The sequence below is a fragment of the Kocuria sp. CNJ-770 genome (genome assembly GCF_001942375.1).
Lineage (GTDB): Bacteria > Actinomycetota > Actinomycetes > Actinomycetales > Micrococcaceae > Kocuria > Kocuria oceani.
In genome coordinates, this window is the sequence record NZ_MKJW01000100.1 from 34,394 (window position 1) to 56,470 (window position 22,077).

At 75.1% G+C, this 22,077-nt stretch carries 20 protein-coding genes and 2 pseudogenes; 11 read left to right on the forward strand and 11 right to left on the reverse strand.

Annotation, left to right across the window (positions count from 1 at the left end):
- Positions 1 to 414: 414 nt before the first annotated feature.
- The 3 genes from BJF77_RS10855 (at position 415) to BJF77_RS10865 (ending at position 3,275) form a co-directional block, all read left to right on the forward strand.
- Entirely contained in the window at positions 415 to 759 is a 345-nt protein-coding gene (locus tag BJF77_RS10855; protein ID WP_139318534.1) for a hypothetical protein, read from the forward strand.
- Positions 760 to 1,877: 1,118 nt separating this feature from the next.
- Positions 1,878 to 2,015, forward strand: a complete 138-nt coding sequence (locus tag BJF77_RS21765) for a hypothetical protein (protein WP_255396224.1) — start codon at positions 1,878 to 1,880, stop codon at positions 2,013 to 2,015.
- Between the two features lie 243 nt (positions 2,016 to 2,258).
- The gene (locus BJF77_RS10865) at positions 2,259 to 3,275 is read left to right on the forward strand and encodes a DNA topoisomerase IB (protein ID WP_047801572.1); all 1,017 of its coding nucleotides are present in this window, start codon (positions 2,259 to 2,261) and stop codon (positions 3,273 to 3,275) included.
- Between the two features lie 18 nt (positions 3,276 to 3,293).
- Here the strand turns inward: BJF77_RS10865 and BJF77_RS10870 are convergent, their stop codons facing one another.
- Positions 3,294 to 3,557: a hypothetical protein gene (locus BJF77_RS10870; RefSeq protein ID WP_075872175.1), complete on the reverse strand. Its 264-nt coding sequence runs from the start codon at positions 3,555 to 3,557 to the stop codon at positions 3,294 to 3,296.
- 694 nt (positions 3,558 to 4,251) lie between these two features.
- On the opposite strand from BJF77_RS10870, the gene BJF77_RS10875 reads away from it, so the two are divergent.
- The gene (locus tag BJF77_RS10875) at positions 4,252 to 5,013 is read left to right on the forward strand and encodes a DUF6544 family protein (RefSeq protein WP_083665105.1); all 762 of its coding nucleotides are present in this window, start codon (positions 4,252 to 4,254) and stop codon (positions 5,011 to 5,013) included.
- Positions 5,014 to 5,058: 45 nt separating this feature from the next.
- Here BJF77_RS10875 and BJF77_RS21770 read toward each other — a convergent pair whose 3' ends face one another.
- The 3 genes from BJF77_RS21770 to BJF77_RS10890 form a co-directional block, all read right to left on the reverse strand.
- On the reverse strand, positions 5,059 to 5,808 hold the full coding sequence (locus BJF77_RS21770; protein WP_075872176.1) for a DUF4389 domain-containing protein: 750 nt from the start codon (positions 5,806 to 5,808) through the stop codon (positions 5,059 to 5,061).
- A complete protein-coding gene (locus tag BJF77_RS21775) occupies positions 5,799 to 6,638 on the reverse strand; it encodes a hypothetical protein (protein WP_075872177.1) in 840 nt (279 codons plus the stop codon). The genes BJF77_RS21770 and BJF77_RS21775 overlap by 10 nt, the downstream gene beginning before the upstream one ends.
- 191 nt (positions 6,639 to 6,829) lie before the next feature.
- A complete protein-coding gene (locus BJF77_RS10890) occupies positions 6,830 to 7,828 on the reverse strand; it encodes a zinc-dependent alcohol dehydrogenase family protein (RefSeq protein WP_075872178.1) in 999 nt (332 codons plus the stop codon).
- A gap of 255 nt (positions 7,829 to 8,083) precedes the next feature.
- On the opposite strand from BJF77_RS10890, the gene BJF77_RS10895 reads away from it, so the two are divergent.
- Positions 8,084 to 8,911 (forward strand): VOC family protein, encoded by an 828-nt coding sequence (locus tag BJF77_RS10895; RefSeq protein WP_075872179.1) that lies wholly within the window; start codon positions 8,084 to 8,086, stop codon positions 8,909 to 8,911.
- Between the two features lie 57 nt (positions 8,912 to 8,968).
- Here the strand turns inward: BJF77_RS10895 and BJF77_RS10900 are convergent, their stop codons facing one another.
- Positions 8,969 to 9,289 (reverse strand): hypothetical protein, encoded by a 321-nt coding sequence (locus BJF77_RS10900; protein ID WP_255396225.1) that lies wholly within the window; start codon positions 9,287 to 9,289, stop codon positions 8,969 to 8,971.
- 273 nt (positions 9,290 to 9,562) lie between these two features.
- Here BJF77_RS10900 and BJF77_RS10905 point away from each other — a divergent pair, with 273 nt between their 5' ends.
- The 4 genes and pseudogenes from BJF77_RS10905 (at position 9,563) to BJF77_RS21780 (ending at position 15,092) form a co-directional block, all read left to right on the forward strand.
- Entirely contained in the window at positions 9,563 to 11,248 is a 1,686-nt protein-coding gene (locus tag BJF77_RS10905) for an ABC transporter substrate-binding protein (RefSeq protein WP_139318535.1), read from the forward strand.
- A gap of 93 nt (positions 11,249 to 11,341) precedes the next feature.
- Complete coding sequence (locus tag BJF77_RS10910; RefSeq protein WP_075872180.1) at positions 11,342 to 12,346, forward strand: ABC transporter permease; 1,005 nt, start codon at positions 11,342 to 11,344, stop codon at positions 12,344 to 12,346.
- Positions 12,343 to 13,304 (forward strand): annotated as a pseudogene (locus BJF77_RS10915) (ABC transporter permease). The gene BJF77_RS10910 and the pseudogene BJF77_RS10915 overlap by 4 nt, the downstream one beginning before the upstream one ends.
- Before the next feature lie 13 nt (positions 13,305 to 13,317).
- Positions 13,318 to 15,092: pseudogene (locus BJF77_RS21780) on the forward strand (dipeptide ABC transporter ATP-binding protein).
- Positions 15,093 to 15,215: 123 nt separating this feature from the next.
- Here the strand turns inward: BJF77_RS21780 and BJF77_RS10925 are convergent.
- Complete coding sequence (locus BJF77_RS10925; RefSeq protein ID WP_047801581.1) at positions 15,216 to 15,587, reverse strand: CrcB family protein; 372 nt, start codon at positions 15,585 to 15,587, stop codon at positions 15,216 to 15,218.
- Positions 15,584 to 15,994: a CrcB family protein gene (locus BJF77_RS10930; RefSeq protein WP_075872181.1), complete on the reverse strand. Its 411-nt coding sequence runs from the start codon at positions 15,992 to 15,994 to the stop codon at positions 15,584 to 15,586. Before BJF77_RS10930 ends, BJF77_RS10925 begins: the two co-directional genes overlap by 4 nt.
- Before the next feature lie 92 nt (positions 15,995 to 16,086).
- Between BJF77_RS10930 and BJF77_RS10935 the strand changes: the two genes are divergently transcribed.
- Complete coding sequence (locus BJF77_RS10935; RefSeq protein ID WP_075872182.1) at positions 16,087 to 17,154, forward strand: aromatic acid exporter family protein; 1,068 nt, start codon at positions 16,087 to 16,089, stop codon at positions 17,152 to 17,154.
- A 70-nt stretch (positions 17,155 to 17,224) separates the two neighbouring features.
- On the opposite strand, the gene BJF77_RS10940 is transcribed toward BJF77_RS10935, so the two are convergent.
- From BJF77_RS10940 to BJF77_RS10955, 4 genes are all read right to left on the reverse strand, one after another.
- Complete coding sequence (locus tag BJF77_RS10940; RefSeq protein ID WP_075872183.1) at positions 17,225 to 18,016, reverse strand: hypothetical protein; 792 nt, start codon at positions 18,014 to 18,016, stop codon at positions 17,225 to 17,227.
- A 294-nt stretch (positions 18,017 to 18,310) separates the two neighbouring features.
- Positions 18,311 to 19,513: a glycosyltransferase family 1 protein gene (locus tag BJF77_RS10945; RefSeq protein ID WP_075872240.1), complete on the reverse strand. Its 1,203-nt coding sequence runs from the start codon at positions 19,511 to 19,513 to the stop codon at positions 18,311 to 18,313.
- A gap of 8 nt (positions 19,514 to 19,521) precedes the next feature.
- Positions 19,522 to 20,736 (reverse strand): NAD-dependent epimerase/dehydratase family protein, encoded by a 1,215-nt coding sequence (locus BJF77_RS10950; RefSeq protein WP_075872184.1) that lies wholly within the window; start codon positions 20,734 to 20,736, stop codon positions 19,522 to 19,524.
- 49 nt (positions 20,737 to 20,785) lie between these two features.
- The gene (locus BJF77_RS10955; protein ID WP_047801584.1) at positions 20,786 to 21,553 is read right to left on the reverse strand and encodes a methyltransferase domain-containing protein; all 768 of its coding nucleotides are present in this window, start codon (positions 21,551 to 21,553) and stop codon (positions 20,786 to 20,788) included.
- Between the two features lie 124 nt (positions 21,554 to 21,677).
- On the opposite strand from BJF77_RS10955, the gene BJF77_RS10960 reads away from it, so the two are divergent.
- Positions 21,678 to 22,064, forward strand: coding sequence for a hypothetical protein (locus BJF77_RS10960; protein ID WP_255396226.1), 387 nt, complete (start codon positions 21,678 to 21,680; stop codon positions 22,062 to 22,064).
- Positions 22,065 to 22,077 lie beyond the last annotated feature (13 nt).

The following is a 22,077-nucleotide window of genomic DNA, read 5'->3' on the forward strand; positions in this document are numbered from 1 at the left end:
GGCCCACGGAGCTCGACACCCAGCACAGCACCCAGGCCGCGGACGTCGCCGTCCTCACCCGGGGCCGCAGTGATCTCCTGAGCTCTCCGGCGCCCGGGCACGGCACGGGGCCGGACCCGTCATCGGGCACACCGTGCGCTTCCGGGGCGCGGTCCCGCGTCCGGGACGCCCGCCCGTGGCACCGCCCCCGGTGGTGCGGTGCCCGCGCTCCAGCACTGCCACGGCACCCCCGGAGGTGCCCTGCCCCCGGCAGCGCCCTGTGCTCCGCAGCGTCCGGCAACCCGCTGCGTCCTGCACCCGGCCGGCCGCACGGCCCGCCCGGTCGGCTCCTCGGACCGACCGGCGGCGCCGGCCCGTCCGTTCCTCACCGGCGACCAGCACGGTCGCCGCCCCCGATTCTCGAAAGTTCTCATCATGAAACACACCATGTCCGTCCTGGTCCAGGTGGACCTCGACGCCACCCACGTCCGCGTCCTCGTCACGGGATGCCTCACGGAGGCCAACCAGCACGTGCTCCACCCCGTGATCGGCCGCGCCCGCACGCTCGGCGCCGCCGTGCACGTCGACCTGGACTCCGTCCGGCACCTGCAGCCCGCCGCGGCGACGCAGCTGCGCGCGGCCGTCGACCACGAGGGGGCCTCGCCCGGCCTCGGGGCCGTGCGCATCAGCGTCCCCACCGAGCCCCGCACCCATCCGCTGGGGGAGCTGCCGGTCCGACCGCTCCCGGACTCCGCGCCCCTTCCCGCGCTGGCCGCCTGAACCGCACCCGGCGGCCACCGGCTCCCGTCCGCACCCCGTTGCCGGAGCCGGCGGCGCCCTCGGTCGAAGGGGCACCGTCCTGCGCCGGGTGGGCCAGGGCACCGCGGGGCGTCGGCGAGTGGCAATTCCGCGGGTCCTGGCCCAGGATTGAGCGGTGCCCGACGACCGTTCCGCCACCGCCGCCGACCCCGCTGCCGCCCACGAACCCGTGCCGGAGCTGCTGGTCGGCCTCGTCCTCTCGCCCCAGATCGCCGGCGTCCTGCCCCGGGACCTCGCCGGCTCCCTGCTCACCCCGCTGCACGAGCGCTACCCCGGGGTGCGCTGGCGCCTGACCGCGGCCGAGGACCGGCTGGTGGTCCCACCGGCCGACGGGCTCGACCTGCTGGAGGCCGCCCGCGACCGGATGCTCGACGAGGACTGGGACCTCGTCGTCGTCCTCACGGACGTCCCGCTCAAGGACGGCCGCAGCCCGGTGCTCACGCAGCTGAGCCCCGTGCACGGCGTGGGCCTCGTCGCCGTCCCGGCCCTCGGACCGGTGCACGTGGGGCAGAAGGTCCGGCAGACCGTGGTCCGGGTGGTCGGCCACCTGCTGGGCCACGACGCCGAGGACGCGGACGACGCCGAGGCGCAGGAGGAGCTCGTCCGGCGCGCCCGGCAGCGCGCGGACGACCTCGAGGACCGGCCGGAGGACAACGCCGTGCAGTTCACCGCCCGGGTGCTGGGCGGCAACGTGCGCCTGCTGCTGGGGATGATCCGGGCCAACCGGCCCTGGACCCTGGTGGTGCGGCTGTCCCGGCTGCTCGCCCTGGCCGCGGCCACCGGGGTGCTGACCCTGGTGGCCTCGGACCTGTGGCTGCTCGCCGCCGCCTACGGGCCGTGGCGCCTGGGGCTGCTGGGCCTGCTCTCGGTGGGTGCGGTGACCGGTGCGCTGATCGTGGGCGCCCGGCTCTGGGAGCGTCCGCGACGGCGCGCCGAGCGCGAGCAGGTGGCGCTGTTCAACCTGGCCACGGCCGCGACCGTGGCCATCGGCGTGGTCGTGTTCTACGCCGCGGTCTTCGCCCTGTCCTGGCTCGGCGCCCTGCTGCTCGTGGACGGCGACGTCTTCGCGGCGGTGATCGGTGCCCGGCCGGGCGGACGAGTACGGCAAGCTGGCGTGGCTGACGGCCACGCTCGCCACCGTGGGCGGGGCCCTCGGCGCCGGGCTCGAGGACGACGACGCCGTGCGCGCCGCCGCGTACACCCGCTCGGAGCCCTGAGCGCCGCGGCGCTCAGCCGCCGGACCGGCCGGCCGGCTCCTCGCGGTGGCGCCGTGCCGGGTGGGGCAGGCGGCGAGCACGCGCACGGCGGGTCCTTCCGCTCGGCGGGCGTGCTTCGGGGCTCCGTCGCGCCGCGGTCGTGCTCCAGGAGACGGCCCAGGGGGACGCAGTGCGCCGCAGCCGCGGTGATCAGTAGACTTGGTGTCCCCGGCGTGGTCCGGGAACTCTTCCCGAGAGGACACGATGACCGCCACGCAGCAGACCCCTCCCGCGCCCCGCACCCCGCGCCGGCCGCGGCTCCGGCGCAGCAACTGCCACCGCCCCGGCATCACGCGCCGCGGCCACGGCAGGGGCTACGTGTACCGGCACGCCGACGGGACCAAGGTCGAGGCGCCCGAGGAGCTCGACCGGATCCGGGGCCTGGCGATCCCCCCGGCCTGGAAGAACGTCTGGATCAGCCCGCAGCCCAACGGCCACATCCAGGCCACCGGGACGGACGACGCCGGGCGGCGCCAGTACATCTACCACCCCCGGTGGCGGGAGCTGAAGGACCGGGAGAAGTTCGACCGGGTCCTGGACTTCGGCGACACCCTGCCCCGGGCCCGGCCGGCGGTGACGCGGCTGCTGCGCGCGGAGGGACTCACGGAGGAGAAGGCGTGCGCCGCGGCCTTCCGGCTGATGGACGACGCGGCCCTGCGGATCGGCAACGAGGAGTACGCCCAGTCCAACGGCTCCTACGGAGTGACCACCCTGCTGGTGCGGCACGTGCGGGTGGACGGGGACGACGTGCACCTGGACTTCCCCGGCAAGAGCGGGCACCAGTGGTCGCTGACCCTCCGGGACGCGGACCTCGCCGCCGCGCTGGCCCCCATGCTCGAGCGGGATCCGGACGAGCCCGCCCTGGCCTACCGGGACGAGGACGGGCAGTGGGCCACCACCACCAGCGCCCGGCTCAACGACTTCGTCCGGGACCGGTGCGGACAGGACTTCACCGCCAAGGACTTCCGCACGTGGCAGGGCACGGTGAGCGCCGCCCTCGCGCTGGCCGCCCGCGCGGACACGCGCCCCAGCCAGAGCGCCCGCAAGAAAGCCGTCTCCGCGGCCATGCGGGAGGTCGCCGAGCACCTGGGGAACACCCCCACCGTGGCCCGCAGCTCCTACGTGGACCCGCGGGTGGTCGACCGCTTCCACCACGGGGAGACCATCGACGCCGACACCTACCGGGCGGCCGAGCGGAACCTGCGGTCCTTCCTGACCTGAGGCGGTTCCGCCCGCGCGTCAGCGCCGGATGCCGTACCGGAAGTACAGGACGGGCCCGACGAAGTTGATCGCGATGATCGCCGCCCACTTGCCCTTGCCGCCGTCGACCTCCTCAGCGGGGCGCAGGGCCAGGTCCGCCCAGGCGGTGGCGGCCAGCGAGACCTGCACGGAGGCCAGCGCCAGCAGCGCCGTCTGCTGCCCGGCCGTGAGGTCCTGCCACCTGGTCCTCCACCCACGGGCGCTCCTGCGGCTGGTGCTCCTGCTCGTCCCGGTGCGGGTCATGGTCGTCCTCCCGTTGGTCGGGGACGCGGTGTCCCCCTCGGCCGGCCGCTCCTGTCACGTCGGCGCCGCGGCCAGGCGCTCGACGAGCAGTGGGTGCCGACGGATCCCGTCCCCGTGGACAGCCTCTGACGCGGGGGCGGGGCGTGGCCGGCCATGCGTGCGGCCGCCGGCGCGTTGCGCGCTGCGCTGCGTCCCACGTCCACGACGACCTCCTCCGGCCGCTCGCGGCGCGGCCCCGGTCCTCATGGTGGAGCGGGAGCCGCCGGCAGTCAACGCCGCCGTCCCGGCACGGCCCGCGTGGCTTCACACACTGGTGCCGTGCCACAGGGAGCGCAGGCCACCGCGAGGCCCAGCGCACCGGCCGGGGCGGTGACGGCAGCGCCGCCCCGGTCGCGGCGACCACCCCGCTGCGGCTCCGTGTCCCAGTGTGACCGAGGAGCACGGGCGTCCGCCGCGACCGCGGCCGGGTGGCCGGTCTAGCGTGGGGGAATGACCCGGTGCCCCACCCCGTCGCAGGCCCCGCCCGGCCTCGTCACCTGGCCGCCCGCGGCAGTGCGCGCCCAACTGCTCGCCGGCCTCACCCCCGTCCCGGACACGGGGCCGCGGTCCCGTTCCGGGAGCCGACCGGTGCCCCGCGGCCGGTGCCCCTGCTGCACTTCCCGGCGGCCGACGTCCCGGTGCCCCGGAGCCGGCCGTGACCCGGCCGCTGCCGCGCGCCGCCCGGAGGCACTGGGCTGCGCTGGAGCGCACGGGCTCCCCGGCGCCGCCCGCCGCGGCTCCCGCGGCGCTCGCCGGCCTGCCCGAGCCCGCGTGCCGCTGGCTGGCCCGCGCCGTGCCGCCCGGCACTCCGGCGTGGTCGATGGCGGAGCTGCGGATGCGCGGTGAGATCCGGCTGGGCGGCAGGTGGCGCGCCTTCTCCGCGCGCCAGCTCCTGGCACCGGGGGTCGGCTTCGTGTGGGCCGCCCGCACCCGGGTCCTCGGCCTGCCGGTGACCGGCTTCGACCGCTACGGCGCCGACGGGGGCGAGCTGCGGTGGCGGCTGCTGGGGGTCGTGCCCGTGCTGTCCGCGGCGGGCCCGGACATCACTCGCAGCGCCGCCGGGAGGCTCGCCGGCGAGGGCGTCATCGTTCCGCCGGCCTGCGTGCGCGCCGCCTGGTCCGCGGGGACGGTCCCGGGCACCGCCGTCATGTCCTGGGTCCTGGACGGAACGCCCGAGGAGTGCCTGGTCCGGGTCGACCCGGAGGGCCGGCTCGTGGAGCTGCGCATGCAGCGGTGGGGTGATCCGGACGGCACCGGATCCGGCCGTCACCCGTTCGGGGTCGCGCTGTCCGCGGAGAAGTCCTTCGACGGCGTGCGGGTGCCCACCGCGCTGCGCGCCGGATGGGGGTGGGGGACCGACCGGCAGGCCGAGGGGGAGTTCTTCCGGGCCCGGATCGAGGACGTCCGCTTCCGCTGAGCCCCTCGAACGGCGCCCCGGAGGGACCGGCCCGGAAGAGCCCGATCAGCGCGCCGGGTCCTGGTCGCCCAGGGAGTCGCCCGGCCGGTCGCCCCGGCGGTCCGGGGCCGGAGGATCCGCGGGCGCCGGGGGCATCGCCGCTTCCCGGGGCGGAGGCTCCGCAGGACCCTGGTCGAGCCGGAAGGGCGGGTACTCGTCCCGCATCAGCAGGACGTAGGCCAGCACCCGGTTGACCCAGCGGTTGATGCCCACCACGAGGGCGAACAGCTCGGGGCGGTACCGGCCCGTGAAGAGCAGGATCACAGCGGCGACGAGCACGAGCAGACCGAGCAGGGACGGCCCCCAGCTGGTCGTGGTCGTGCTGCCGTCCGTCTCCGAGACGCTGGTCCACCTGCTCCCGCCCGTGAGCACGCCCAGGACCAGCAGGTGCGGGATCGCCAGCAGCCACCACTTCACGAGCACCAGGCCGCGGGACAGCCGCTCCGGATAGGCGACCTCCAGCTCCGCGGGGTAGTCCGCGCGGGCCGGCGTGAACGGCGGGTACCGGTCGGTGCCCAGCGCCGCGTACGAGTAGAACCCCACGCGCCAGCTCCACCGCAGCACCCCGGCGCAGAAGGAGAACCACGAGGGCGGGTACCGACCCGTGAACAGGACGACGATCCCCGCCGCCACCGTGGTGACCACGAGGGCGAACCACAGCACGGCCAGCACGATCAGGTGCGGGATCACCAGCAGCCACTTCACCAGCCACAGCCACCGGGACAGCCCCGTGTCGAGGAGGCCGGTCAGGCGCACCGGATACGGCGGTGCCGGTGCCCCGTCCCGGGACGGGACCCGGCGAGGGCCGCACCCGGGCCCGTGCCGCGCGGCGGGGTGACCGGGCCGATGTCCCGGCCGAGTCCGGCGGCGCCGAGCAGCAGCAGCGGGACGCCCGCGGCCAGGCCCACCAGACCGCCGATGAGCTGGCCGCCGGCCAGCGGGCCGAGCAGGTCCGAGCGCGCCCCGACCTGCACGTCGGCCCACACGGGGCGGGCGGCGTCGGCGTTCATGACCACCAGCGTCCAGCTGCCCGAGCGCAGGTCCAGGGTGAGCTCCCGGGTGCCGGGGCCCTGGTCCGAGTCGGCCCAGAAGGTCCGGTTCCCGGGCCGGCCGGGCGCCCGCTCGCCGGGGACCCGGTCCGGGGCGTCGTCCCCGGCCTCCGTGCCGGCGCCCATCCGGGCATGGGCCACGCCGTCCAGGTACCGGTCGACGTCCTCCGAGGCGGCGACGCCCACGAAGAGCTCCTGCCCCGGGTCCACGGCCGTGACCCGGACCTGCACGCTGCCCAGCTCGTTCAGGAAGGGCACGGGGGACACCTCGGCCTCCCCGAGGTCGAGCACGGCCGGCGGTCCGACCAGGGCGTAGGTGATGGTCTGGTGCCGGTCCGGGGGCGAGCTGAGGTAGCGGCCTCCCTGCTGGGCCGAGGCGGCGGCGGCGAGGACCAGCCCGCTGACCAGCGCCGCCAGGCCCAGGGCCGTGAGAAGGGTGCCCACCACCAGCAGCACCCACTGCCCGGGCCGGGTGGGGCGCGGGCCGGGGTGCCGGCCGGCGGGAGCGGGCGGATCGGAGACGGGCTGCGCGGTCACGGGAACCCCCTGGTCGGGCGGTGGCCGGGCCGGGGACTCCCGGTCCGGTGGGCTCGGGGCGCGGCGGGACCCGCCGCGAGCGCCGCGCCGGCCCGGCGGATGCTGCCGTGCGCCGGCTCGTGGACGACCGGGGCGGTCATGGCGGGGCTCCTCTCAGTGGTCCTCCCGGCTGGGCGGCACGGGAAGGGCGCTCAGACGTGCAGGACGGCGGCTCCTGTGACCCGGTCCGCGGCCAGGTCCGCCAGGGCCCGGTCCGCGCCGCTCAACGGGTAGGGCACGGTGGTGGGACGCAGCCCCGTCCGGGCGGCCAGCCGCAGGAACTCCTCGCCGTCCTGCCGGGTGCTGGCGGTGACGCTGCGCAGCTGCCGCTCCTGGAACAGCTCGGCGGCGTAGTCGAGGGCCGGGACGTCGCTGAGGTGGATCCCGGCGACGGCGAGGGTGCCGCCGCGGTCCAGGGCACGCAGGGCCGGGGGCACGAGGGTGCCCACGGGGGCGAAGAGGATCGCCGCGTCCAGGGGCGCCGGGGGAGGCTCGTCGGCCGCTCCGACGAAGTGGGCGCCCAGCTCGCGGGCCAGCCCGCGGGCCTGCTCCGAGCGGGTCATCACGTGCACCTCTGCGCCCTGGTGCAGGGCCACCTGGGCGGCCAGGTGCGCGGACGCCCCGAACCCGTAGATGCCCAGGCGGCCTCCCGGCGGCAGCTGCGCCCGGCGCAGGGCCCGGTAGCCGATGATCCCCGCGCACGGCAGCGGGGCCGCGTGCTCGTCGTCGAACTGCTCGGGCAGCCGGTAGGCGAAGGCCTCGGGGACGAGTGTCAGCTCCGCGTAGCCGCCGTCGTGGTCCCACCCGGTGAAGCGCGGGTCCGTGCAGAGGTTCTCCTGGCCGCGGCGGCAGAACCGGCACCGCCCGCAGGTGCTGCGCGGCCACGCGACGCCCACGCGCTCGCCGGTCCGGAACCGGGAGCACCCGGGGCCCCGGCCCACGACCTCGCCGACGACCTCGTGGCCCGGGATCGTCCCGGCCCGGTGCAGGGGCAGGTCGCCCTCGGCCAGGTGCAGGTCGGTGCGGCACACGCCGCAGGTCCGGACCCGTACGAGCAGCTCCCCGGGCCCGGGCGCGGGGTCGGGGCACCGCCCGAACCGCATCGGTCCGCCGGCCACGGGGCCGGGCTCCTCGATCCACCAAGCGCGCATGGTTGCCCGTCCGTCCCCCGGCAGCCGGCCCGGCCGCAGGCCGGTTTCCTGTTCTGCTCCGAGTGTAGGAACGGATCCGCGGCCCCGGCGGGAAAGGAGGAATGTTAATGCCCGGGGCGGCGCGCGGATCCGGCGACCGGGGGTGTTCCCTTCCGGGCCGCGGGGGACGACCATGGGGGCGGAGGACCCCGGGCGCCGTCCGCGTCACGCCCGCCCGGTGGGCCCTGTCCCGGCGCGGTAGGAGAGGACGCAGACATGGCCGAGCGCATCGACCGGTGGCCCACGGGGGCGCCGTGCTGGGCGGACATCATGGTCTCCGACCTGGACCGCTCCATGGACTTCTACGCGTCCGTGCTCGGCTGGAGGTTCACGCCCTCGGACCCCGCGTACGGGGGCTACTGCAACGCCCTGGTGGACGGCGAGCCCGTGGCGGGCCTGTCCCCGGCGCTGCCGGAGACGGAGGACGACCCCCACGCCTGGGCGGTCTACCTCGCCTCCGACGACATCGTGGCGACCGGCCGGGCCGCCGTGGCCGCCGGGGCGCGCCAGCTCTTCGAGCCGATGGAGGTGGGCCGCTTCGGCACCATGGGCGTGTGGATCGATCCCACGGGGGCCGCCTTCGGGGTGTGGCAGCCGCGGGACCACACGGGCTTCAGCATCATCGGCAAGCACGGCGCCGTGGCGTGGTGCGACCTCCTGACCTCGGACCAGCAGGCCGCCGAACGGTTCTACGCGGAGGTCTTCGGCTACGACTACCAGGACATCGGGACCCGGCACGAGGCCTACGCGGTGTTCACGGTGCCGGGGATGGACCGCAGCGCGGGCGGGATCGGGGTGCCGGCCGAGGACGTCGACCACCTGCAGGAGGCGCCGCCCCTGTGGTGGGTGTGCTTCGAGGTCGACGACGCCGACACCGCCGCCGAGCGGGTGATCGGGGCCGGGGGCAGCCTGCTCGGGGAGCCGGAGGAGTTCGGCTACGGAGAGCTGGTGTTCGCCGCCGGCCCGGACGGCGAGCGCTTCGCCCTCATGGGGCCCTCCTCGGAGGACTGGGCCGAGGCGCACGACGAGGACGACGAGCGGTGAGCGCGTCCCGGGCCCGCGGCGCGCCGCCGGTCCGGGAGGCGCCTCGGGCGCTGCCGCTCAGGTGCTTCGGCGGCGGGGCCGCGGTCGAGGACCGTCGGCCGGGGCGCCGGGTTCCGTCGGCTCAGAACAGGCCCACGACGGCACCCACGAACCACAGCACGGCGAACAGCAGCACCAGGCCCAGGATGGCGGCGATCGCGATCTTGCCCTTCGCGGAGTCCCGGGGTGGTCCACGTCCAGGTCGGGGTTGTCGGGCCCGACGCCCACGCCGGCGTCGGGAGGGGTGTCGCCGGCGATGCTGCGGCCGGACTCCTCGTTCAAGGCGTCCTGGGCCTTCTCGGGGTCGTTGCGCGCCTGCTCGGGATTGATGTCGGCCACGGGGACCTGCTTTCTCGGGTCGGTCCTGCTCGGGATGTGTGTCCCAGCAGACTAGCAAGCCTGCTGGCGGTATGGGTGGGAGGGGGGCGGAGGATCGGAGGTGTGAGGCCCCGGAAACCTGCGCGCCATGTGCGTGTGGAAAGAATTGGCTGCTACTCGTGGTATCACTTGTACCGTGTGGTGCCCGTCACACCTGTCGGCAGCCCGGGGACCACGTCCCTGTTCCGTGACCCGGAGCGGGGTCTGCCGCTCGCCCTTCCGAGGAGTCCGTTCATGTCCATGCCATTCCGCCCGGGGCGCGCCCGCCGCGCCCTCGCCGTCACGTCCCTGGCCGCCGCGGCCTCCCTGGCGCTCACCGGCTGCCTTGCCTCGGACCGGGAGGAGGGCGGGTCGGGGGAGGCCGCCGCCGGCGACGTCGACGGCACGTTCGTCTTCGCGGCGTCGTCCGACCCCAAGTCCCTGGACCCCGCGTTCGCCCAGGACGGCGAGTCCTTCCGCGTCTCGCGCCAGATCTTCGAGGGGCTCGTGGGCGTGCAGGAGGGCTCCGCGGAGCCGGAGCCGCTGCTGGCGGAGTCCTGGGAGCAGTCCGAGGACGGCCGGACCTACACGTTCCAGCTCAAGGACGGCGTCACCTTCCACGACGGCACGACGTTCGACGCGGAGGCGGTCTGCGCGAACTTCGACCGCTGGTACAACTTCGAGGGCCTGCTGCAGTCCGAGAACATGGCCTACTACTACGGCTCGCTGTTCAAGGGCTTCGCGGACTCCCCGGAGCAGGCCATCTACGCCGGCTGCGAGGCCACCGGTGAGCAGGAGGCCGAGGTCACGCTGAACAAGCCGTTCGCCGGCTTCATCGCCGCCCTGTCCCTGCCGGCCTTCGCCATGCAGTCCCCCACGGCGCTCGAGGAGTACGGCGCGGACACCGCCGGCGGCACCGCGGAGTCCCCGGAGCTGTCCGAGTACGCGCAGGGCCACCCCGTGGGCACGGGCCCGTTCCGGTTCGAGTCCTGGGACGTGGGCAACCAGGTGGTCCTGTCCGCCTACGAGGACTACTGGGGCGAGCAGGGCCAGGTCACCGACGTGATCTTCCGGATCATCGACGACCCGCAGGCGCGCCGCCAGGCCCTCGAGTCCGGCAGCGTGGACGGCTACGACCTCGTGGCGCCGGCCGACACCCAGGCGCTGCAGGACGGCGGCTACAACGTGGTCACCCGCGACCCGTTCACCATCCTGTACCTCGGCTTCAACCAGGCCCAGGAGGAGCTGGCGGATCCCCAGGTCCGCCAGGCCATCGCCCACGCGATCGACAAGGAGGCCCTGGTCTCCCAGACGCTGCCCGAGGGCACCACCGTGGCCACGCAGTTCATCCCCGAGTCCGTCAACGGCTACAACGAGGACGTCACCCAGTACGAGTACGACCCCGAGAGGGCCCGCCAGCTGCTCGAGGAGGCCGGCTACGCGGACGGCCTCGAGCTGGACTTCAGCTACCCCACGGGCGTCTCGCGGCCCTACATGCCCAACCCGGAGCAGACGTTCACCACGCTCACCGCGCAGCTCGAGGAGGTGGGCATCACCGTCAACCCGCAGCCGGACAAGTGGTCCCCGGACTACCTGGACCGGGTCAACGGCACCTCCGACCACGATCTGCACCTGCTGGGCTGGACCGGTGACTACAACGACACCGACAACTTCGTGGGCGTGTTCTTCGGCCAGGAGAAGCCCGAGTTCGGCTTCGACGACCCCGAGCTGTTCCAGGCGCTGGCCGACGCCCGCGAGCTGACCAGCGTCGAGAAGCAGACCCCGGTCTACGAGGAGATCAACGACCAGATCATGCAGAAGCTGCCGGCCGTGCCCCTGGCCAACCCGGCGCCGTCGCTCGCCTTCGACGCCCGCGTGGAGTCCTACCCGGTGAGCCCGGTCAACGACGAGGTCTTCAACCGGATCCAGCTCAGCGAGTGAGCCCCGGGCCCGGGGGCGGCGCACGCGCCGTCCCCGGGCCGCCCCGTCTCCCGACGGTCTTCCCCCTGCCCCTCTCCGCCCGGAAGGACCGGAATGCTCCGCGTCATCGGCAAGCGGCTCGCCCTGCTGATCCCCACCCTCCTCGGCCTGTCGATCCTGCTCTTCGCCTGGGTCCGGGCCCTCCCCGGAGGGCCCGCCACGGCCCTGCTGGGGGACAAGGCCACCCCCGAGGCCGTGGCCCGCATCAACGAGGTCTACGGCTTCGACCGGCCCCTGGTCGAGCAGTACTTCGTCTACATGGGCCAGCTCCTCCGGGGGGACTTCGGTGCCTCCATCGTGACCGGCCGGCCCGTGGTCGAGGAGTTCCTCACCCGCTTCCCGGCCACCCTGGAGCTCGCCCTCGTGGCGCTGGTCTTCGCGGTGGGCGTGGGAGTCCCGCTGGGCTACGTGGCCGCCCGCCACCGCGGCCGGCCCCTCGACCACTCATCCGTGGTGCTGTCCCTGCTGGGGATCACCGTGCCCGTCTTCTTCCTGGCGTTCATCCTCAAGTGGCTGCTCGCCATCAAGGTGCCGCTCTTCCCCGCGGACGGGCGGCAGGACCCGCGCATCGACGCGACGCACTACACCAACTTCTTCGTCCTCGACGGTCTGCTCACCGGGGAGTGGGACGCCGCGTGGGACGCGTTCCTGCACCTGATCCTGCCCGGGGTGGCCCTGGGCACGATCCCGCTGGCGATCATCGTGCGCATCACCCGCGCCTCGGTGCTGGAGGTGCAGAGCGCCGACTACGTGCGCACCGCCCGCGCCAAGGGGCTGACGCGCAGCCTCATCCGCGGCCGCTACATCCTGCGCAACGCCATGCTGCCCGTGGTCACGACCATCGGCCTGCAGACCGGCCTGCTGATCTCCGGGGCGGTGCTGACCGAGACCGTCTTCGCGTTCAACGGCATCGGCCGGTTCCTGCGGGACGCCATCTTCAACCTGGACTACCCCGTCCTGCAGGGCTTCATCATCTTCATCGCCCTGGCCTACTCCCTGATCAACCTGCTGGTGGACATCTCCTACAGCCTCATCGACCCCCGGGTGCGTGTTCAATGAGTGCCACACTTCCCCCCGCCCCCTCCGGGCCCGCGCACACCGAGGGCCCCGAGTCCGTCGCGGTCGTCCCGGGCACCGCCGAGCAGACCGGCACGAGCCTGTGGAAGGACGCCTTCCGGCGGCTGCGCCGCAACCCCGCGGCCATCGCCGGCGCCGTGATCGTGGGCGTGTTCCTGCTCGTCGCCCTCCTCGCCCCGTGGCTCGCCCCGTTCGGCGGCGAGGAGCTGCCCGGGCGCACCGAGATCACCCCCACCGAGATCCCCGGCCCCGGCGACGTCGAGGCTACCCGCTGGGCCTGGACCGCTTCGGCGGGGACCTGCTGTCCAAGCTGATCTGGGGCGCCCGTGCCTCCCTGGTCATCGGCGTGGTCTCCACCGCGCTGGGGCTGGCCGGCGGGATGCTGCTCGGTCTGCTGGCGGGCGGCTTCGGCGGCTGGGTGGACAGCGTCATCATGCGCTTCGTCGACATCCTGCTCTCCGTGCCCAACCTGCTCCTCGCGGTGTCCATCGCCGCGATCATGGGCCAGAGCCAGTGGGCCGTGATGATCGCGATCGGCGCCTCGCAGGTGCCCATCTTCGCCCGGCTGCTGCGCTCCTCGATGCTCTCCCAGAAGGGGGCGGACTACGTCCTGGCGGCCCAGACCCTGGGACTGTCCCGGAGCACCATCACCATGAGCCACCTGCTGCCCAACAGCACCGGGCCGGTCATCGTGCAGGGCACCCTGACCCTGGCCACGGCGGTGATCGACGCGGCCGCCCTGTCCTTCCTGGGGCTGGGGGGCGGCGTGCCGCAGACGGCGGAGTGGGGCCGGATGCTCACCTACGCCCAGGCCGAGCTGGCGATCGCCCCGCAGCTGGCGTTCCTGCCCGGGCTGTGCATCGCCGTCACCGCCCTGGGCTTCACCCTGCTGGGAGAGTCCCTGCGGGAGTCCCTCGACCCCAAGTCCCGAACCGCGTGAGGTGCACCCAGCGATGACCGCAGCAGATACCGCCCCCGGGGCGGCCGACGCCCCCCTGCTCGAGGTCGAGGACCTCGCCGTGGCGTTCACGACGATGAACGGGCCGGTCCAGGCCGTCCACGCGGCGTCCCTGACGCTGCGCCAGGGACGCACCCTGGCCATCGTCGGGGAGTCCGGCTCGGGCAAGTCCACCACGGCGATGTCCGTGATCGGCCTGCTGCCCGGCAACGGCCGGGTCACCGGCGGGTCCGTGCGGTTCGCCGGACAGGAGCTCGTGGGCCTCGACGAGTCCCGGATGCGAGCCGTCCGCGGCCGCCAGATCGGCCTGGTGCCGCAGGATCCCATGTCCAACCTCAACCCCGTGACCACGGTGGGGCAGCAGGTCGCCGAGACGCTGCTCGTGCACGGCCTGGCCACCCGCAAGGACGTGCACGAGCACGTCGTCGCGGTCCTGGCGGCCGCCGGCCTGCCCGAGCCCGAGCGCCGCGCCGCCCAGTACCCGCACGAGTTCTCCGGCGGCATGCGCCAGCGCGCCCTCATCGCGATCGGGCTCGCCTGCCGGCCGCGGTTGCTCATCGCCGACGAGCCGACCTCCGCCCTGGACGTCACCGTGCAGCGGACCATCCTGGACCAGATCGAGCGGATGACCGAGGAGATCGGCACGTCCGTGCTGCTCATCACCCACGACCTCGGTCTGGCCGCCGAGCGCGCCCAGGACATCGTGGTGATGCACCGGGGCCGCATCGTGGAGGCCGGTCCGTCCGCGCAGGTGCTGGAGGACCCGCAGCACGAGTACACGCGCCGGCTCGTGCAGGCGGCGCCCTCGGTGGCGGCGGCCCGCGTCGGCGTGCCGCCGGCGGCGGGGACGGCCGCGGGCCGGCGGCGGAGCCGCAGCGGAGCCCTGCGGCGGTCCCGGGGCAGGGCTCGACGACCGTTCCCGCCGCGGTCTCCGCGGCCCCCGCTCCCGGGCCGGCCCCCGCGTCCGACCCCCGATCCGCGCGCGAGCCGCTCGTGGTGATCGAGGACCTCACGAAGGTGTTCAAGGGGCGGCTGGGACAGCCCGACTTCACGGCGGTCCGCGACGTCTCGCTCACCGTGCCCCGGGGCAGGACCGTGGCGATCGTGGGGGAGTCCGGGTCCGGCAAGACGACGACGGCGCGGATGCTGCTGAAGCTCTACGAGCCCACCTCCGGTTCGATCCGGTTCGACGGCCAGGACGTGACGGGTCTGCGCGGCAAGGAGCTGGCGGGGTTCCGGCAGCGCGTGCAGCCGATCTTCCAGGACCCCTACTCCTCCCTGAACCCCATGTTCACCATCGGGCGGATCATCGAGGAGCCGCTGTCCACCTACGGCCGCGGCGACCGGGGCGAGCGGCGGGACCGGGTGAAGTGGCTGCTCGAGGAGGTGGCCCTGCCGCCCTCCACGGTCAACCGCTACCCCAACGAGCTCTCGGGCGGCCAGCGCCAGCGCGTGGCGATCGCGCGGGCCCTGGCGCTGCAGCCGGAGCTCATCGTGTGCGACGAGCCGGTGTCCGCGCTCGACGTGCTCGTGCAGAAGCAGATCCTGGACCTGCTGGGCCGGCTGCAGGAGGAGTTCGGGCTGTCCTACCTGTTCATCTCCCACGACCTCGCGGTGGTCCGGCTCATCTCCGACGAGGTGTGCGTGATGAAGGACGGCGAGCTCGTGGAGGCGGCCCCGAGCGAGGAGATCTTCACGAACCCGCGCCACCCCTACACCCGGAGGCTGCTGGCCTCGATCCCGGGCAACGAGCTGCGCGTCGAGGCCTGAGCCCGCGCACGGGGCGGCAACGACGGGGCCGCGGACCGGCCCGTGCACCGGTGCCGCGACGCTCGGCGGCACGGACCGCGGCGCCGGCGACGGATGTCCCCGCGCCGGCGGACGACCCGGTGCTCAGAACAGCGGCGCGGCCGCGGCCAGCCCGGCGAGCACGGCGAGCACGGTGAGCGCTGCGGTGCCCACGGCGTTGAGCACCGCGTCCCGCACCTGCCCGTCGCGGGCCAGCCGCACGGTGTCGGCCATCGCGGTGGAGAAGGTGGTGTAGCCGCCGCAGAAGCCGGTGACGGCCGCGGTGACGGCCGGACCGCCCAGCGCCCCGGCCAGTGCGGCGCCGGTGAGCAGCCCGGCGAGGAAGGACCCCGTCACGTTGACGGTCACCGTGCCGACCGGGAAGGACGTCGCCGCGCGCCGGCGCAGCACCCCGTCGACGACGAACCGGGCCGTCGCCCCGACCCCGCCGAGGAGGCAGATCAGCAGGGCGGTCACGCGCGGCGTCCCCGGGCGGCGAGGAGGGCGCCGGCGAGGCACGCGGCGAAGCCGCCGGCCAGGGAGAGCCCCACGTAGGCCAGCGCCTGGCCGGGCGCCCCGGCCGAGAGCATCCGCTGCACCTCGAGGGCGAGGGAGGAGAACGTCGTGAACCCGCCCAGGAAACCGGTCCCGGCGCCCAGTCGCAGCAGCAGCCTGCGGGGGGTCTCCTCGCCGCGCAGCAGGAGGGCCTCCAGGAGCATCCCCAGCAGGAAGGACCCGAGCAGGTTCACCGCCAGGGTGGCCACCGGCCAGCCGGACACCACCGGCAGCGCCACCGAGACCCCGTGGCGGGCACCGGTCCCGAAAGCGCCGCCCAGACCCACGGCGAGGACCAGCAGCAGGCGCCGGTGCGGCGGTCGGCTCAAGAGGGCCCCTTCGTGGTCGATCTCCTCGCGGGCCTCCCGGGGGAATTCGGGAGGGCGGCTCGATCCTACCGGCCGGTCCGTAGGATGTCGGGGTGCACACCATACGCGGCGCCAGGATCCTGCTCGCCCTCAAGACGTCCCTGGCGGTGGCCCTGTCCTGGGTCGTGGCCCAGCGGATGCCGGGGGTGATCGACCAGTACCCGTACTACGCGCCCCTCGGGGCGATCTCCGCGATGTACCCCACCGTGTTCGGCTCGGTGCGCGCGGGCCTGCAGACCGTGGCCGGCATCGCCCTGGGCATCGCCCTCGCCGCCGGGGTGCTGCTGGTCGGCGACCCGAACCTGGTGACGGTCGCCGTGGCGGTGGGCATCGGCGTGCTGCTGGCCGGGATCCGCCGGCTCGGGGCCGGGGCGGAGTACGTGCCCGTGGGGGCGCTGTTCGTGCTGATCGTCGGCGGCCAGGACGCCGAGGGCTTCTCCGCCGGCTTCCTGGTCCAGATGTCCGTGGGGGTCGCGATCGGCCTGCTCGTCAACGCGCTGGTCTTCCCGCCGCTGGACTTCCGCACCGCCCGCCTGCAGCTGGACCGGCTGCAGGGCGTCGTCGTGGACTACCTCGAGGACGCCGCCGGGGAGCTGGCCGAGCCCGGGACCACCGCGGGACGGGACTGGGCGGAGCGCAACCACTCGCTCGTGCGGATCACGGCCGAGGTCCGCGAGGCCGTGGACGAGTCCGCGCAGAGCGCCCGGGGCAACCCCCGCGTGCTCCTCCGGCGCGGGCGGCAGACGGACCCGGGGTACGCCGCGATGCTCCAGCTCGAGAGCGTGGTCTTCCACCTCCGGGGGTTCACGGACGCACTGCGTGAGCTCTACGACCACAAGGGGCACGACTGGGTGATCCCCGCGGCCCTCAGCAGCCGGCTCGCCGAGGCGGCGCAGTCCTCCGCCGACGGCGTGCGGGCGTGGGCCGCGGGGGAGGACCCGGCGGAGGCCGCCGAGCGGGTCCGCTCCCTGGCGGGGCGGCTCAGCTCCGAGATCACGGACCCCTCGGGGCACGAAGGGCGCCTGGTCATCACCGCGGCCCACGACCTCGCCCGGCTCGTGGCCGTGCTGGATCCCCCCACCGCGCCCACCGAGGGCAGCAGCGCCGTGACGCGCGGCTGACGTTCCCGGACCGGCGGACCGGTCCGGCCGTGCCGAGGGCCCGTGCGGACCCTCGGCACGGCCGTACGGTTCAGGCCCGGCCGCGCCGGCGCAGCCGCAGCACGGCCGCTGCCGACAGCGCCGCCCCGGCGGCGAACAGAGCGGCCAGCAGGCCCGTGCCCGGCCCCTCGGCCGGCTCCGCGGCCGCGGTCTGCATGTTGAGCCCCGGGTTGACGGCCACCGGAGCGGTCTCGGCGGGAGCCTCCACCACGGGAGCTCCCACCACGGGAGCGGCCTCCACCGGGGCGGCGGGTGCCGGGGCCACGGGGGCACCGACGGGGAGCTGGCCGAGCCCGCCCTCGCAGGCCACGACGGCCTGCTCCAGCAGCACGAGGAGCTGGTCGACGGTCGCCTCGTCGAGCACCAGCTCCGCCAGGAGCGCGTCGAACGCCGCGCCGGTCTCGACGACCGCCGCCTCGAGGGCGGCGGGGTCCACGGTGCCGAGGGCGGCGGCCAGCGCCGCGTCCAGCTCGGCGATCGTGGCCTCTGCCTGGGCCAGGGCCACCGGGTCACCGGACTCCTGGGCCGCCGCCAGCGCCGTCGCGGCGGCCTGGAGCTCCGCCAAGCTCGGACCGCCCGCGTTCACCACCAGCGCGGTGTACTGCGCCTCGGCGGTGGCCACGGCGTCCGCGGTCCGGTCGAGGGACATGATGGCGTCGGGGGTGATGCCGGCGCCGGCCAGCGCGGCGTCGAGCTGGCTCGTGGCCTGCAGGCAGGCGGCGTCGCCGGGTGCGGCGACGGCGGCCGGGGCGCCCAGGACGAGGCCCCCCACCAGCATCGTGGCCGCGGACCCCGCGGCGGCCCAGGTCTTGGCAGCGGTCATCTCGTGTGTCTCCTGAATCCGGTCGTGGCCCCGGGCCGGTCCCGCGGGCTGCAGCGCGCGGCAGGACCCCTCCGGCGTCACCCGTCCGCGCGCGGTGGCGGAGGCGACAGGAGACGTCGTGCTGCTGGTCGCGCGGCGGCTCGCAGGGGCCCCGCCGAGCGGTAGGGCGCCTGGGCGGCGGCCGAAGGACTGCTGTGCCGTCAAACTACGTGCCGGTAGCACTTGTTGGCAATAGTGAAGGCCCCGGCCGGTGGGGCCCCGGCCGGGGCCGCGCCGGCGCCCCCGGCCGGGCCGTCAGCGCCGCGTCCGGGACCGGGGGCGTGTCCGGGCTCCCCGGGACACGCCCCCGGGGACACCGCGGCCGGGCCGCTCCCGGCGGGTCCGGTGCCGTTCGACCGTCTGGTCGTAGAAGCCCACGAGCGCCTCCGTCGCGGCCCGCCAGCCGTGCCCCTCGGCGTCGGCGCGGCCGGCCGCGCCCATGCGGGCGCGCAGCGCGTCGTCGCCGAGCAGCCGGGTGAGGTGCGCCGTGAGCTCGTCGGCGCTGCCGGGGGCGGCGAGCAGACCCGTCCGCCCGTCGGCGACCGCGAACGGGATGCCGCCGGCCCGGGCGCCGACCACCGGCACCCCGCTGGCCAGGGACTCCAGGGCCACCAGACCGAGGGTCTCGGTGGTGGACGGGAACGCGAACACGTCCGCGGACGCATAGGCGGCGGCGAGCTCCTCCCCGGCCAGCGGCCCGACGAAGGTCGTCGGGGTGCCGGCGAAGCGCCGCTCGAGCTCCGCCCGGTGCGGGCCCGTGCCGACCACGGCGAGCCGGGTGCCCGGCAACCGCCGGATCGGCTCGAGCAGGGCCTCGAGGTTCTTCTCCTTGGACAGCCGCCCCACGGAGAGCACCAGCCGCTCCTCCGGGTGCCCGCCGGTGAGGCGCCGGCGCACGGCGGGGGAGGCCTTCGCGGGCGAGAAGAGCCGGGTGTCCACGCCCTTGGGCCACAGCGCGAGGTCCCGCACGCCCATCCCGGCGGCCCGCTCGAGCATCGGCCCGGACGTGCACAGGTTGACCCGGGCCAGGTTGTGGGTGGCGCGGATCCACCGCTCCACACCCCCGCGCAGGGGTCCGAGGCCGAGGGCGCTCATGTACTGCGGCACGTCGGTGTGGAAGGAGGCCAGCAGCGGCAGGTCCCGGCACCGGGCCGAGAGGGCGCCCCAGGCGCCGAACCACACCGGGTTCACCGCGTGCACCACGTCCGGGCGGAACGCCGTCACGGCGCGCTCGGCCGCCGGGGTGGGCAGCCCGCCCCGGATGTCGGGGTACCAGGGAAAGGTGACGGACCGGGCCCGGACCACCCGGTGCGGCCCGTACGCCTCCGGCGGCCGCCCCGGGGTGAGCACCAGGACCTCGTGGCCGAGGTCGCCGAGCTCGTCGAGGGTGCGCAGCAGCCGGGTCACCACCCCGTCGACGTTGGGCAGGAAGACGTCCGTGAACAGCGCGATCCGCATCCGCCGGCTCAGGCGCCCACCGGCGCCGGGCGGGACGCCGAGGCGGGGACGCCCGGCCGGCGCCGCCCGTTCCACACGGAGGTCGCCGGGATCCGGTAGAGGTCCACGCGGTGCGCCCAGCGCTCGGCCGTCTGCTCGACCTCCAGGAGCAGACCCTCCGAGAGGGTCGTGGGCTGCAGGCCCAGGCTCAGGAAGGCCTCGTTGACCACGTGCAGGTCGTTCTCCGCGGACTCCTGGCGGGGGTTGGGCACCGTCTCGACCTGCGCGCCGGTGAGCTCGGAGACCAGCTGGGCGAGGTCGCGGACCCGGTGGGTCTCGGTCATCTGGTTGAAGATCTTCACCCGGTCCCCGGCCGCCGGGGGGTGCGCCAGGGCCAGCTCGACGCACCGGACCATGTCCTGGATGTGGATGAACGCCCGGGTCTGCCCCCCGGTGCCGTGCACCGTCAGCGGATGGCCGACCGCCGCCTGGACCAGGAACCGGTTGAGCACGGTGCCGTAGTCGCCGTCGTAGTCGAAGCGGTTGACCAGCCGCTCGTCGAGCGCCGTCTCCACGGTGCTGGTGCCCCAGATGATGCCCTGGTGCAGGTCGGTGATCCGCAGCCCGTCGTTCTTGGCGTAGAACGCGAACATGGTCTGGTCCAGCACCTTGGTCATGTGGTAGAGGGAGCCGGGGTTGGAGGGGTAGAGGATCTCCTGGGGGACGTTGCCGTGCGGGCCGGGGACCTCCACGTCCAGGTAGCCCTCGGGGATCTGCATCCCGGCGGTGCCGTACCCGTAGACGCCCATGGTGCCCAGGTGCACCAGGTGGACGTCCAGACCGGACTCCACGATCGCGCACAGCACGTTGTGCGTGGCGTTGACGTTGTTGTCCACCGTGTAGCGCTTCGTCCGGGGGGTCTTCATGGAGAAGGGCGCGGCCCGCTGCTCCGCGAAGTGCACCACGGCGTCCGGGCGCTCGCTGCGCAGCAGCCCGAGGAACTCCTCGTAGTCCTGGGCCAGGTCGAGCTCCGCGGCGTCGATCCTGCGGCCGGTGACCTCCGCCCACGCCGCGCGGCGCTCGTCCAGGTCGCGGATGGGGGTCAGCGACTCGGTGCCGAGGTCGGCGTCGATGGCGCGCCGGGAGAAGTTGTCGACGACGAGCACGTCGTGGCCCCGGGCCGACAGGTGCAGTGCGGCGGGCCAGCCGCAGAAGCCGTCGCCTCCGAGGATCGCGATCTTCACGTGGTCTCCGTTCCCGGGCCGGTCCGGCCCGCTCGTGTGGTCGTCGCTGTCAGGGTGCGCCACTCGGCTGAACCGGAAGTGAACGCGCGCGCACCAGCTGCTGGTAGGCGAACGTGCCCGGGCGGACCTCCCAGCCCGGCCCGGCCAGCGCGCGCAGCTCGTCGGGGACGTAGGCCCGGCGCAGGGAGCGCAGCCCGTCGGTGCGCAGGAAGGAGCCCGGGGCCAGGGGCAGGACGCCCACCGAGTACAGCCGGTAGGCCGCGGGGCTGCGCACCAGGTCGTTGTGCACCACGAGGCGGCGGGCCAGCCGCTCCGAGTCCGCCACGAGGCCCCGCACCTGCTCCGGGGCCAGGTGGTGGAGCAGGTGGTTGGAGACCACCACGTCGAAGGTCTCGCCCGCCGCGACGAGCTCGCGGCTGGTGGTGCGCCGGAAGGCCGGTGGCGTCAGGTGCGTCCGCCGGGCCGACCAGCGGGCGGTGCGCGCCACCGCCCACTCGTGGGCGCGGGCGTCCGGGTCCACGCCCGTGACCCGCAGGTCGACGCCGTCCCGGTGCGCCCAGCGGGCCAGGGCCCGGGCGACGTCCCCGCCGCCGGAGCCCACGTCGAGGACGGTCAGGGGCCGGCCGGGGACGGCCAGCGGGCGGATCCGCCGCCGGTAGGCGGCCGACCACCCGGCGAGCAGGAAGTTGATCGCCTCGAAGCGCGCGTAGGTGCGCCGCAGGGCGCCGAGGTCGCAGTCGGGGTCGTCCATGAGCTCCTGCAGCCCGGAGTCCCGCCGGGAGAGGTCGGGGCGCGGGTGCGGGGCGAAGCGGAGCATCTGCCCATTCTCGTGCGACCCGGCACGTTTCGCCAAGGAGCGGCGCCGCGGAGCCCTCGCGCCCGGGCGTCACTAGACTGGGCCTCCCGTCCGGTGCCGGAGGGGAGACCGGAAGGGGAGTCCCGTGGGAGACACCGTGCGGGCCTCGGGCCCGCCGCCCGGGCCGTGGATCGGCCTGGCGAGCGCGTGCTGGGCGGCCAACGCCGCGCTGGGGGCCTCCGTGGGGGCCGGGCTCGTGCACACGGGCCGGTTCCGCTGGATCCACCACGCCCTCTACATCGCCACGACGACGACGACGGCCCTGGCCACGCTGCTCGGCGCCGGCTCGTCCTCCGCCGCGCGGCGGGCGGCCGCCCGTGCGCTGGCGCCGGCGCTGCTGCCGCTGGCCGCCCTGCCGCACGTGGGCACGCCCGCCCAGGGCCACCCGCGCCGGCACGCCGTGGCGGCACTGTCCGCGGCGCCGTTCTACGCCACCGCCCTGATCCGAGCCCGCGCCGACCGCGCGCGCTGACCGCACCGACCGA

Excerpts from the sequence above, each read along its gene's own strand:
- BJF77_RS10890 (WP_075872178.1), bottom strand. The coding sequence starts at position 7,828 with ATGCGCGCTTGGTGGATCGAGGAGCCCGGCCCCGTGGCCGGCGGACCG.
- BJF77_RS10945 (WP_075872240.1), bottom strand. The coding sequence starts at position 19,513 with ATGCGGATCGCGCTGTTCACGGACGTCTTCCTGCCCAACGTCGACGGG.
- BJF77_RS10910 (WP_075872180.1), top strand. The coding sequence starts at position 11,342 with ATGCTCCGCGTCATCGGCAAGCGGCTCGCCCTGCTGATCCCCACCCTC.
- BJF77_RS10955 (WP_047801584.1), bottom strand. The coding sequence starts at position 21,553 with ATGCTCCGCTTCGCCCCGCACCCGCGCCCCGACCTCTCCCGGCGGGAC.
- BJF77_RS10895 (WP_075872179.1), top strand. The coding sequence starts at position 8,084 with ATGGCCGAGCGCATCGACCGGTGGCCCACGGGGGCGCCGTGCTGGGCG.
- BJF77_RS10870 (WP_075872175.1), bottom strand. The coding sequence starts at position 3,557 with ATGACCCGCACCGGGACGAGCAGGAGCACCAGCCGCAGGAGCGCCCGT.
- BJF77_RS10865 (WP_047801572.1), top strand. The coding sequence starts at position 2,259 with ATGACCGCCACGCAGCAGACCCCTCCCGCGCCCCGCACCCCGCGCCGG.
- BJF77_RS10940 (WP_075872183.1), bottom strand. The coding sequence starts at position 18,016 with ATGACCGCTGCCAAGACCTGGGCCGCCGCGGGGTCCGCGGCCACGATG.
- BJF77_RS10905 (WP_139318535.1), top strand. The coding sequence starts at position 9,563 with ATGTCCATGCCATTCCGCCCGGGGCGCGCCCGCCGCGCCCTCGCCGTC.
- BJF77_RS10855 (WP_139318534.1), top strand. The coding sequence starts at position 415 with ATGAAACACACCATGTCCGTCCTGGTCCAGGTGGACCTCGACGCCACC.